The following is an 11,612-nucleotide window of genomic DNA, read 5'->3' as shown; positions in this document are numbered from 1 at the left end:
CTGCGCCGCGGCGGCCGAGCTGCGCCGGGCGGGAGTGCCCGCCCGGGTGCTCGCGGTGCTGCGGCAGCGGCGCGCGGTGGCCGACCAGGCGGGCCTGGACGCCCGGCAGCGGCTCGCCAATGTGACCGGTGCGCTGGAGGTGGTGGGCGGTGGAGGTGGGCTGCTCACGGAAGTTGGCCGGATCGTGCTGGTCGACGACCTCATGACGACCGGCGCTTCGCTGGCCGAGGCGGCGCGCGCAATACGTGTATTGACGAGCTCGACACCGGGTACCGGGGATAGCGGAGCCGTTCGGGAACGCTCTGTGACGGGTCCCGGAATGGTGGGGCAGGACAGGGTTCGCGCAGCCGTGATCGCGGCTTCGCCGGATTCCTTCGAAATAAACCGGAACTGACCGACAATCTGTGTCGTTGCAGGTAGCGAGAGGATCTATTCACCTGAATGGAGGTACGCGCCAGTAGAGGGTGACGACATCCGTCCGGGCGAGATATGTTCGGTTGTGAGGAACTCGGTCAGAAAGACGAGCGTGGTACCTCGCATATCGGAATGCCGTGCCATGGGTTTGCGGAGAGATTGCGCAATCATCCGGGCCGGTGGGGTGGAGATCTTGTCCGCGGGGGAGGAGGAGGTGGAAGTCACCGAGTCCGAGGCTCCGGAAGTGGCCGGAGCCTGGTGCAAGAGGGAGATGCTCCGCCACAGGAGCGGAGCTATCCGGGAACGGAGTTCTGCGTGGACATCGTCGTCAAGGGCCGCAAGACCGAAGTACCGGAGCGATTCCGGAAGCACGTGGCCGAGAAGCTGAACCTGGAGAAGATCCAGAAGCTCGACGGCAAGGTGATGAGCCTGGACGTCGAGGTGTCCAAGGAGCCCAACCCCCGGCAGGCCGACCGGTGCGACCGCGTGGAGATCACGCTGCGCACGCGCGGCCCCGTGATCCGGGCGGAGGCCTCGGCGAACGACCCGTACGCGGCGCTCGATCTCGCTACGGAGAAGCTGGACGCGCGGCTGCGCAAGGAGCACAGCAAGAGGTCGACACGGCGCGGCACCAAGCGCATCTCCGCGGCGGAGGTCGCCGAGCGCGTCCCGGACGCCGCGACGCTCAACGGGGACGGTTCCCTCGCCGAGACCGACGGCTCCGAGGCCGGCGGCGTACCGACCACCAAGATGGGTTCGCTCGAGGTCCAGGGCGAAGGCCCGCTCGTCGTGCGCGAAAAGACGCACGTCGCGGCGCCCATGACGCTCGATCAGGCGCTCTACGAGATGGAACTCGTCGGGCACGACTTCTATCTGTTCGTCGACTCCGAGACCAAGGAACCCAGCGTCGTCTACCGGCGGCACGCCTACGACTACGGCGTCATCCACCTCACCACCGACCCCATGGTCGCCGAGGTGCACGGCGCCGACGGGGGCGACGCCATCGGCGGCTGAGCCGCCGCGGCCCGCCCTGTCGGCAGGCTGGCCGAAAACCCACTCATCCGGTGCCCCTGGAGTGCGCGTGCGCCCCCGGGGGCACCCTTGTGCGACCCCCTCGTGCACCGCACCGACGACGCGCGGACCCCGAGGCATGAAATCATGGCCGAGCCGGGCCAACCGGCTTGTCGCCGCCTCGGGTTGGCGCGGCACAGGAAGACGGGCCACGGCCTTCAGGGGGAGGAACGATGGCGGACAGCTTCGGACCGATGCGGGGCACGGACGCCGGCACTGCCGACGACGGCGCCGGCATGGGACCGGGCGCGGGCTCCCCGCGCAAGGAGCCCATCCGGGTCCTTGTGGTGGACGACCATGCGCTGTTCCGGCGCGGCCTGGAGATCGTCCTCAAGGCCGAGGAGGACATCCAGGTCGTCGGCGAGGCCGGTGACGGCGCGGAGGCGGTGGACAAGGCGGCCGACCTGCTGCCGGACATCGTCCTCATGGACGTACGGATGCCCAAGAGAGGCGGCATCGAGGCCTGCACCTCCATCAAGGAGGTGGCACCCAGCGCCAAGATCATCATGCTGACGATCAGCGACGAGGAAGCCGACCTCTACGACGCGATCAAGGCGGGCGCGACCGGTTATCTCCTCAAGGAGATCTCGACCGACGAGGTGGCCACGGCCATTCGCGCGGTGGCCGACGGGCAGTCGCAGATCAGTCCCTCGATGGCGTCGAAACTGCTCACCGAATTCAAGTCGATGATCCAGCGCACCGACGAGCGCCGGCTCGTGCCCGCGCCCCGGCTGACCGACCGGGAGCTCGAAGTGCTCAAGCTCGTCGCCACCGGCATGAACAACCGGGACATCGCCAAGGAGTTGTTCATTTCCGAGAACACCGTGAAGAACCACGTGCGCAACATCCTGGAGAAGCTGCAGCTGCACTCCCGGATGGAGGCCGTGGTCTACGCGATGCGGGAGAAGATCCTGGAGATCCGCTAGGACCTGTCTGCACACTCCCGTCTGCCCCACGACGCCTGGCACGCGCTCTCGCCGCACCGGGCGCAAGGCCCCTCTTCGGACGACGACGGGAGGGTGAAGGCAGGCCCTAGCCGAGGGCACTGACGAGCGAGCGCTTCAGCTCCGGTACGTCCAGGCGCTCCACGCGCACGCTGTCGCAGCCCACCCAGCCCGCGGCCTCCACCAGGGCCTGTGCCACGGCCGGCACCGCCTTCGGGCCGTCCAGGGAGACCTGCCTGGCGACCAGCGTGGTGCCTTCGCGCGCCGGGTCGACCCGGCCCACCAGGTGGCCGCCGGCCAGGACCGGCATCGCGAAGTAGCCGTGGATCCGCTTCGGCTTGGGCACATACGCCTCCAGGCGGTGCGTGAAACCGAAGATCCGCTCCGTGCGCGCCCGCTCCCAGACGAGGGAGTCGAAGGGCGACAGGAGCGTGGTGCGGTGGCGGCCGCGGGGCGTCGACGCCAGCGCCACCGGGTCCGCCCAGGCCGGCTTGGACCAGCCCTCGACCGTCACCGGGACCAGACCCGTGTCCCCGATCACCGCGTCGAACTGCTCGCTCTTGAGGCGGTGGTAGTCCGCGATGTCCGCGCGCGTGCCGACCCCCAGCGCCTCGCCCGCCTGACGCACCAGGCGGCGCACGCACTCCAGGTCGTCCAGGTCGTCATGGAGCAACTCGGCGGGGATCGCGCGCTCGGCCAGGTCGTAGACCCGCTTCCAGGAGCGGCGCTCGACACACACCACCTCGCCGTACATCAGCGCGCGCTCGACGGCGACCTTCGACTCCGACCAGTCCCACCACTCGCCCTTGTTCTTCGCGCCGCCGAGCTCCGTGGCGGTGAGCGGGCCCTCGGCGCGCAGCTGCTTGATCACCTGCTCGTACGCCCCGTCGGGCAGGTCGTGGTGCCAGTGCGGGCGGGCGCGGTAGGCGCGGCGGCGGAACGCGAAGTGCGGCCACTCCTCGATGGGCAGGATGCAGGCCGCGTGCGACCAGTACTCGAAGGCGTGACGGTCGGTCCAGTACGCGGCCTCGACCTTCTGGCGTCCCGTCGCGCCCAGGCGCGCGTACGGAATCAGCTCGTGCGAGCGGGCCAGTACCGAGATCGTGTCGAGCTGCACCGCTCCGAGGTGGCGCAGCACCCCGCGGACCCCGCCCCTGCGGTCCGGGGCGCCGAGGAATCCTTGTGCGCGCAGCGCGATGCGGCGGGCTTCGGCGGCGGACAGGTCGGCGGCCGGACGCGGCAGGGTCGTCATGCCCCGAACGATAGGGGCAGCCACTGACAGTCAGGCCCGCGCCGGGAGGTACGGCAGCGCGCCCGGCAGGCCCAGGTCCGAGGGGAGCAGCGAGCCGACCCAGCTGTCGCGCAGCACGCCTTTGTTCGGCAGGCCGGCGCGGAGCACGCCCTCAAGGGTGAATCCGGATTTCTCGGCGACCGTGCGCGAGCCCGCGTTGCCCACCTCGGCACGCCATTCCAGGCGCGTACACAGGAGGTCGGTGAAGGCCCAGTGGGCCACGCGCAGGACGGCTTCCGTCATGTAGCCCCGGCCGCGGAACTCCTTCGTCGTCCAGAAGCCGACCTCCCACGCACCCGCGCGCGGGTGGTGCAGGGCGACGGCGCCGACGATCGGTCCCTGTTCCTCGGTGCGCATCGCGAACGTGTACTCGGAGTCGGTGCGCCAGCCCTCCGCGACCACGCGGTTGATGAAGTACTCCGCGTCCACGCGCGCGTACGGCGAGGGAATCGTGGTCCAGCGCTGAATGTCGGGATCCTGGGCCGCCGCGTGCACCTCGTCGATGTCGGCGGGCACGAACGTGCGCAGCTGCAGGCGGTCGGTGGTCAGCGTCACGGGGTCCATCGCCCGATTCTGCTAGGGACAGAGGTGCGATGCCATCACTTTTCGTGCACCTTACCGGCACCTTCCGCGGTGCCTGTCCGTTGGACCTGATGGCAGACCTCCCGGCGCGGTGGGGTCCTCGCATACGATGGCCGTTGCTCAGGCTGTCGCTTGAGTAACCGACCGTGCCAGGCCCGACCGGCAAGGAGACCAACCGCGTGTCCGTCCTCCAGAAGATCATGCGTGCAGGCGAAGGCAAGATCCTGCGCAAGCTGCACCGCATCGCGGACCAGGTCAACTCCATCGAAGAGGACTTCGAGAGTCTCTCCGACGCCGAGCTGCGTGCGCTCACGGATGAGTACAAGCAGCGGTACGAGGACGGCGAGACCCTCGATGACCTGCTCCCCGAGGCGTTCGCAACCGTGCGTGAGGCTGCCCGGCGCGTGCTGGGCCAGCGCCCCTACGACGTCCAGCTGATGGGCGGCGCGGCCCTCCACCTCGGCTACGTCGCCGAGATGAAGACCGGTGAGGGCAAGACCCTGGTCGGCACGCTGCCGACGTATCTGAACGCGCTGTCCGGCAAGGGCGTCCACCTGATCACGGTGAACGACTACCTGGCCGAGCGTGACTCCGAGATGATGGGCCGCGTCCACAAGTTCCTGGGGCTGAGCGTCGGCTGCATCCTGGCGAACATGACGCCGGCGCAGCGCCGCGAGCAGTACAACTGCGACATCACCTACGGCACGAACAACGAGTTCGGCTTCGACTACCTGCGCGACAACATGGCGTGGTCCCAGGACGAGCTCGTCCAGCGCGGCCACAACTTCGCGGTGGTCGACGAGGTCGACTCCATCCTCGTCGACGAGGCCCGTACGCCGCTGATCATCTCCGGCCCCGCCGACCAGGCCACCAAGTGGTACGGCGACTTCGCCAAGCTCGTCACGCGCCTGAAGAAGGGCGAGGCGGGCAACCAGCTGAAGGGCATCGAGGAGACCGGCGACTACGAGGTCGACGAGAAGAAGCGCACCGTCGCGATCCACGAGCCCGGCGTTGCCAAGGTCGAGGACTGGCTGGGCATCGACAACCTCTACGAGTCGGTGAACACCCCGCTCGTGGGTTACCTGAACAACGCCATCAAGGCCAAGGAACTCTTCAAGAAGGACAAGGACTACGTCGTCATCGACGGCGAAGTCATGATCGTCGACGAGCACACCGGCCGTATCCTCGCCGGCCGCCGCTACAACGAGGGCATGCACCAGGCGATCGAGGCGAAGGAAGGGGTGGACATCAAGGACGAGAACCAGACCCTTGCGACGATCACCCTGCAGAACTTCTTCCGCCTCTACGACAAGCTCTCCGGCATGACCGGTACGGCGATGACCGAGGCTGCCGAGTTCCACCAGATCTACAAGCTCGGCGTCGTCCCGATCCCGACGAACAAGCCGATGGTCCGCAACGACCAGGCCGACCTGATCTACCGCACCGAGGTCGCCAAGTTCGACGCGGTCGTCGACGACATCGCGGAGAAGCACGAGAAGGGCCAGCCGATCCTCGTCGGCACGACCTCCGTCGAGAAGTCCGAGTACCTCTCGCAGCAGCTCAGCAAGCGCGGGATCCAGCACGAGGTGCTGAACGCGAAGCAGCACGACCGTGAGGCGCCGATCATCGCCCAGGCCGGCCGCAAGGGCGCCGTCACCGTCGCCACGAACATGGCCGGCCGAGGCACCGACATCAAGCTCGGCGGCAACCCGGACGACCTCGCCGAGGCCGAGCTGCGCCAGGCCGGGCTCGACCCCGTCGAGCACGTCGAGGAGTGGGCCGCGGCACTGCCCGCCGCCCTGGACAAGGCCGAGCAGGCCGTCAAGGCGGAGTTCGAGGAGGTCAAGGACCTCGGCGGGCTCTACGTGCTGGGCACCGAGCGGCACGAGTCGCGGCGCATCGACAACCAGCTGCGCGGTCGTTCCGGCCGTCAGGGCGACCCCGGTGAGTCGCGTTTCTACCTCTCCCTCGGCGACGACCTGATGCGTCTGTTCAAGGCGCAGATGGTCGAGCGCGTGATGTCCATGGCCAACGTGCCGGACGACGTGCCGATCGAGAACAAGATGGTGACGCGGGCCATCGCCTCCGCGCAGTCGCAGGTCGAGCAGCAGAACTTCGAGACGCGGAAGAACGTCCTGAAGTACGACGAGGTGCTCAACCGCCAGCGCGAGGTCATCTACGGCGAGCGCCGTCGTGTCCTTGAGGGCGAGGACCTGCACGAGCACGTGCAGCACTTCATGGACGACACCATCGACGAGTACATCGCGGCCGAGACCGCCGAGGGCTTCGCCGAGGACTGGGACCTCGACCGGCTGTGGGGCGCCTTCAAGCAGCTCTACCCGGTCAAGGTGACGGTGGACGAGCTGGAGGAGGAGGCCGGCGACCGTGCCGGGCTCACCGCCGAGTTCATCGGGGACGCCGTGAAGGACGACATCCACGCGCAGTACGAGGCGCGCGAGGAGCAGCTCGGGTCCGAGATCATGCGGGAGCTGGAGCGCCGCGTCGTGCTGAGCGTGCTCGACCGCAAGTGGCGTGAGCACCTCTACGAGATGGACTACCTCCAGGAGGGCATCGGCCTGCGGGCCATGGCCCAGAAGGACCCGCTGGTCGAGTACCAGCGCGAGGGCTTCGACATGTTCACCGCCATGATGGAGGGCATCAAGGAGGAGTCCGTCGGCTACCTGTTCAACCTGGAGGTCCAGGTCGAGCAGCAGGTCGAGGAGGTCCCGGTCGAGGACGCGGCGCCCACCACGTCGCTCGACAAGGAGGACGCGGTACCTGCGCAGGCCGGCTCGCGCCCGGAGATCCGCGCCAAGGGGCTCGACGCCCCGCAGCGTCCCGACCGGCTCCACTTCCAGGCGCCGAACGCCGAGGGCGGTGTCGACGAGGGCGACTTCGTCACCGAGGGCGGGCCCGCGCGGTCCGAGTCGGACGGCCTCACGCGGGCCGAGCGCCGCAAGCAGTCGAAGGGGCGTCGTCGCAAGAAGTGACGGTCGCCGAGAGGCGTAGTCGTTGAGCGAAGGGCCGGGCACCCGCGAGGTGCCCGGCCCTTCGTCGTACGTTCCCCGCGTGTGCCGGGCGTACGGGCCGCTAGAACGTCTCCCTCGGCGGGCGGCCGTCCAGTTCCACCGCCGTGACCCGCCAGCGCCGGTCCGTGGCCAGGTGCAGGCGGAAGGCGAGGGCGTGCAGGCGGGGTCCCGCGGTGATGCGGGCGAAGACCTCGTAGGTGCCGGTGGAGGGTTCGAAGTGGCCGATGCGGTGGATCGTGGGGCGGGCCGGGCCGAGCGGGCCGCGGGCGGCCAGCCACAGGAGGTCCTCGTAGGCCTGGTCGGCGGTGTGCCGGGCGAACCAGTGCGTCGGCCGCTGGCCGCTGAGCACGAGCAGCAGGCGCTCGGTGAACAGCTCCGTCGGGTGCAGCGGAGGCCGGGGCGGCGTCCGCCCGGAGCCCGGACGGCGGGTGTCGTGCCGGGTCGGCGGACGCGTGGTCCGCCGGGGTCCTCGCCTGGTCATCACCTTCTGCTGCACGTCGCCCTGCACATCGCCTCCGGATACCAGTCGGTAACTTTGTGTTGGGGATCTTGTACGGGGAGTGACGCGGGCCGCGCAAGGGATGGCGGGCCGGGCCGGTCCGGGCCGGGGAGTTCACTTATCCGGGTGGTCGGGAGGCGGACGGGCCGGTCGCCCGGCGGGCGGGGCGGGTGAACCGGCGGAGCCGCCTTGACGTGCGGGACGGGGGCGGGCGGCAGCCCGAAGGGGGACTCGCGCACGTATCCTGAAGACCCCCTGCCAGACCCCGACGAACGACGAAAGCGGTCCGTCATGCGCGTGTACGTACCTCTGTCCCTGCCCCGACTCGCAGAGGCGTACAAGGCGGGCGAGCTGGGGCCCGTGCCGCTCACCGCGTACGCCGTGACGCCCGCGCTGCGCGAGTGGTACCTCTCCGACGACATCGAGGAGCTGGAGTACGCGGCCCTCAACCGCGCCGCGCTGGCCTCCCTGCGGCTGATCGCGGGCGACCCCGGGGCTCCGCGCCGGCGGGTCGTCGTCGCCGTGGACGTACCGGACAAGGCCGCAGTCGCCGACCCCGACCGGGGCCTCGACCCGGGCGCGCTCGGCGAGGTGACCGTGCGCGAGGCCGTGCCGCTGTCCAAGGCGGCCGCCGTGCACGTGGACGCCGACGACGCCGATGCCGACGTCACCGCCGCGGCGAGCGCGCTCGGCGCCGCGGACCAGGGCGACGACGACGCCCAGTTCGTCGTGGACGGGGCCGAGGACCACGAGCTGCTGTGGTTCGCCACGCAGGAGATCGCGAACCTGGTGAACCGCGGGGACTAGGGGCTGTCCGCCCTGGGGCCCCCGCACAGGCCCTGACCGCTTGAGGGGTCCCCGGGGCGTGGGGGTACGTTCGGGGGATGGGGAAGCAGACAGCCGCCGCGCACATCGTCTGGGACTGGAACGGGACGCTGTTCCACGACAACGACGCCATCATCCGCGCCACCAACGCCGCCTTCGCGGAGCTCGGGCTCGCCCCGATCACGATGGAGAAGTACCGCGCGCTGTACTGCGTGCCGGTGCCCAAGTTCTACGAGCGGCTGATGGGGCGGCTGCCCACCGCCGACGAGTGGCTCGTGATGGACGAGGCGTTCCACCGGCACTACGCGCAGCACGCCGTGGCGTGCGGGCTCGCCGAGGGCGTCGAGCTGCTGCTCGCCGGGTGGCAGGACGCCGGGCGCAGCCAGTCCATCCTCAGCATGTACGAGCACGAGGAACTCGTGCCCCTGGTGCGGCGGTTCGGGATCACGGAGCGCTTCTTGCGGGTCGACGGGCGCATCGGCCCCTCCGGCGGCAGCAAGGCCGAGCACATGGTGCGCCACCTGGGCGTCCTGGAGGGCGTCGCGGGGGTGGCGCCCGAGCGGACCGTCGTCATCGGGGACGCGGCCGACGACGCGGTCGCCGCGCTGGGCGCGGGCGCGCGGGCCGTGCTCTACACCGGCGGTTCGCACAGCCGGGCCAGCCTCGAAGGGGTGGGGGCGCCCGTCGTGGACACCCTCGCCGAGGCGGTGCGCGAGGCGGAGCGGATCGCGGCCGCGGCCTGACCGTCCCGGGGGCCTCGCGCGAGGCTTCTGTTCCGACTTCGTTCACGCTCCGCGTGTGGCTGCGTACTCTGTGAGGAGATCAGCGGTGCGGCAGGGTGCGACGGGACACAACGGGGGGCGCGGACCATGGGTTTCGGCTTCGGGCAGCGACGGGGCGGGCAACTGCCGGTCGAGGTCACCACGTTCGTCGGCAGAGCGGCCGAACTGGCCCAGGTGCAGGGCGCGTTCGGCCAGGCCAGACTGGTCACGCTGGTCGGCCCCGGCGGGGTCGGCAAGAGCCGTACGGCGCTGCGGGCGGCGGCCGGTCTCGGCGAGCGGTTCCCCGACGGGGTCTGGTTGGTCGAGCTGAGCGCGCTGCGCGACCCCGAACTGATCCCGGCGACGCTCGCCGCCGTGCTCGAACTGCCCGAACAGGCGGGCATGGAGCCGCTCGACGCGGTCGTCGCGCATCTGCAGGGGCGGCGGCTGCTCATCGTCCTCGACACCTGCGAGCACCTCGTCGACGCCTGCGCGATGCTCACCGACGTGCTGTTGCGGGAGGCGGCCGGAGTGAGCGTCCTCGCCACCAGCCGGCAGCCGCTCGACGTGCCCGGCGAGCACTGCTGCGCGCTCGCCCCGCTCGGCCCCGACGACGCCCTGGAGCTGTTCGTGCAGCGGGCCTCGTCCGTCGTGCCGGACTTCACCGTGACCGACGCCAACCGGGGGCAACTGGCAGCGCTCGCCGCCCGGTTGGACGGCATCCCGCTCGCCCTGGAGCTGGCCGCGGTGCGGCTGCGGGCGGTGCCGCTCGCACAGCTGGTGGAGCGGCTCGGGCAGCGGTTCGAGGTGCTCACGGGCGGGCGTCGCACCGCGCTGACGCGGCATCAGACGCTGCGGACGGCCATCGGCTGGTCGCACGAGCTGTGCACGCCGCAGGAGCGGCTGGTGTGGGCGCGGCTGTCCGTGTTCGCCGGGTCGTTCGAGCTGACGGCGGCCGAAGTGGTGGCGTCCGGCGGTGAGTTGAGCGCCGAGGAAGTGCTGGAGTGTCTGATCGGGCTCGTCGACAAGTCCGTGGTGCAGCGCATCGGGGAGAACGGGAGCCGCTACCGGCTGCTCGACACGATCCGGGAGTACGGCGCCGAGTGGCTGGAGGAGTCGGGGCAGGCGACCGCCGTGCGGCGGCGCCACTTCGCCTACTACCGCGACCTGGGGCGGCGCTACTGGGACGAGTTCCTCACGTCCGCGCAGCCGGGGCACCACCGGACGCTGCACGCCGGGAACGCCGATCTGCGCGCCGCGCTCGAATACGCTTACAGGGAAGATGAGTTGGCGCCCTCCGCGCTGCAGCTGGCCGCGCAGCTCGGGCCGTACTGGCGTGCGCTCGGCGCGCTCGCCGAGGGCCGGTACTGGATCGAGAAGGGGCTCGCGCAGCTCGACGAGACGGGTGAGCCGCAGTCGTGGGGCCGGTTCATGGTGGCCGAGTTCGCGGTGTGGACCGGCGATCTGCCCGGGGCCCTGGAGCTGTTCCACCGGGCGGTCGAGGTCGCGCGGGCCTCCGGGAACCACCGGGTGGCGCTGTTCTGCGAGGCCTATCTGGGCGGGCTGAACGCGCTGTGCGGGCAGGACGACGGGCTCGCGGACATGGAGGACGCGCGGCAGCGGATCGTGGCGAGCGGCGACGGGCTCGGCATCGCCGTCATCCACTACGAGGGCGCCGTGGTGCTCGCGGCGCTCGGCGAGACCGCCCGCGCCCTGGAGCTGTGCCGTACCGGGCTGGCGTTCCTGGAGGGCACCGGCGAGCGGCAGCTGCTCAGCTCCACGCTCATGGTGCAGGGCGTGATCCTGTGGCTCTCCGGCGAGCGGCGGGAGGCCCTCGCGCCGCTGTGCCGGGGTCTTGAGGCCGCCGCCGAGATCGGCGAGGTGCTCATCGCCGCGATGTGCACCCTCGTCCTGGCCTGGTCCGCGGCCCACGAGAAGCGGTTCGTGCGGGCGGCCTGGCTGCTCGGGTACGCGGAGAGCGCGCGCAAGCTGAGCGGTGACCCGGTGGGCATGCTGCCCTCGCTGTTCGAGGAGCAGGAGAGGTCGCGGGGCGCGGTGCGGCAGGCGCTGGGGGACGCGGAGTTCGCGCGTTGGAGCGAGGTGGGCGCGCACCTGTCGGGCGCCCAGGTGCTGGCCGCGGTGCGGTCGCAGGCGGAGGTGCCGGGGGAGCCGCCCGCGCCGCGGCGGGGCGGGGTC

The 11,612-nt window shown here is 70.6% G+C and carries 9 protein-coding genes and 1 pseudogene; 7 read left to right on the top strand and 3 right to left on the bottom strand.

The window, feature by feature from the left end; genetic code table 11:
* The 3 genes and pseudogenes from G3I40_RS17005 to G3I40_RS16995 all read left to right on the top strand — a co-directional run.
* A pseudogene (locus G3I40_RS17005) lies at positions 1–394 on the top strand (ComF family protein); the annotation flags it as partial.
* Positions 395–672: 278 nt separating this feature from the next.
* Positions 673–1,428: a ribosome-associated translation inhibitor RaiA gene (gene raiA / locus G3I40_RS17000; protein ID WP_164302997.1), complete on the top strand. Its 756-nt coding sequence runs from the start codon at positions 673–675 to the stop codon at positions 1,426–1,428.
* Between the two features lie 230 nt (positions 1,429–1,658).
* Positions 1,659–2,411, top strand: a complete 753-nt coding sequence (locus G3I40_RS16995) for a response regulator transcription factor (RefSeq protein ID WP_164302996.1) — start codon at positions 1,659–1,661, stop codon at positions 2,409–2,411.
* A gap of 106 nt (positions 2,412–2,517) precedes the next feature.
* On the opposite strand, the gene G3I40_RS16990 is transcribed toward G3I40_RS16995, so the two are convergent.
* Positions 2,518–3,681, bottom strand: coding sequence for a crosslink repair DNA glycosylase YcaQ family protein (locus G3I40_RS16990; protein WP_164302995.1), 1,164 nt, complete (start codon positions 3,679–3,681; stop codon positions 2,518–2,520).
* Between the two features lie 30 nt (positions 3,682–3,711).
* Complete coding sequence (locus G3I40_RS16985; protein WP_164302994.1) at positions 3,712–4,284, bottom strand: GNAT family N-acetyltransferase; 573 nt, start codon at positions 4,282–4,284, stop codon at positions 3,712–3,714.
* Between the two features lie 197 nt (positions 4,285–4,481).
* Here G3I40_RS16985 and secA point away from each other — a divergent pair, with 197 nt between their 5' ends.
* The gene (secA, locus tag G3I40_RS16980) at positions 4,482–7,292 is read left to right on the top strand and encodes a preprotein translocase subunit SecA (protein ID WP_164302993.1); all 2,811 of its coding nucleotides are present in this window, start codon (positions 4,482–4,484) and stop codon (positions 7,290–7,292) included.
* A gap of 100 nt (positions 7,293–7,392) precedes the next feature.
* Here the strand turns inward: secA and G3I40_RS16975 are convergent, their stop codons facing one another.
* A complete protein-coding gene (locus G3I40_RS16975) occupies positions 7,393–7,839 on the bottom strand; it encodes an Rv3235 family protein (protein WP_343244946.1) in 447 nt (148 codons plus the stop codon).
* A gap of 282 nt (positions 7,840–8,121) precedes the next feature.
* Between G3I40_RS16975 and G3I40_RS16970 the strand changes: the two genes are divergently transcribed.
* The 3 genes from G3I40_RS16970 to G3I40_RS16960 form a co-directional block, all read left to right on the top strand.
* The gene (locus G3I40_RS16970) at positions 8,122–8,637 is read left to right on the top strand and encodes a hypothetical protein (RefSeq protein ID WP_164302992.1); all 516 of its coding nucleotides are present in this window, start codon (positions 8,122–8,124) and stop codon (positions 8,635–8,637) included.
* Positions 8,638–8,714: 77 nt separating this feature from the next.
* Entirely contained in the window at positions 8,715–9,398 is a 684-nt protein-coding gene (locus G3I40_RS16965; protein WP_164302991.1) for an HAD family hydrolase, read from the top strand.
* 126 nt (positions 9,399–9,524) lie between these two features.
* A partial coding sequence (locus G3I40_RS16960; protein WP_164302990.1) for an NB-ARC domain-containing protein occupies positions 9,525–11,612 on the top strand: 2,088 nt, incomplete at its 3' end.

Source organism: Streptomyces sp. SID14478 (assembly GCF_010548525.1).
Taxonomy (GTDB): domain Bacteria; phylum Actinomycetota; class Actinomycetes; order Streptomycetales; family Streptomycetaceae; genus Streptomyces.
This window is presented reverse-complemented; position numbering and strand designations above follow the sequence as displayed.